Origin of the sequence: Micromonospora sp. DT15, assembly GCF_049841475.1 — a bacterium.
GTDB lineage: Bacteria > Actinomycetota > Actinomycetes > Mycobacteriales > Micromonosporaceae > Micromonospora.
In genome coordinates, this window is the sequence record NZ_JBNCKJ010000036.1 from 1 (window position 1) to 213 (window position 213).

At 65.3% G+C, this 213-nt stretch carries 1 protein-coding gene; it reads right to left on the reverse strand.

The window, feature by feature from the left end; translation table 11 throughout:
* Positions 1-213 (reverse strand): C39 family peptidase (locus ACLQ3F_RS31630; protein ID WP_425853370.1); only part of this gene is annotated, 213 nt, incomplete at both ends.

The window sequence follows — 213 nt, forward strand, 5'->3', positions numbered from 1 at the left end:
TCCAGTCGGCGAGGTGTTCGACGCTGATCTGGTAGGCGGCCTGGTTGGGGTCGGCGGAGTCGGCGATGGTGACGGTGGTGCCGTTGTCTCGGTAGCCGACGACGCTGATGTAGTGCCCGCCCTCGTAGGAGTGGGCCACACCGTTGGTGTCGGTGCTGGTCCCGGCGATGTTCGCGACCACGGCCCTACCGTCGTCAACAGTCTTGACGATGT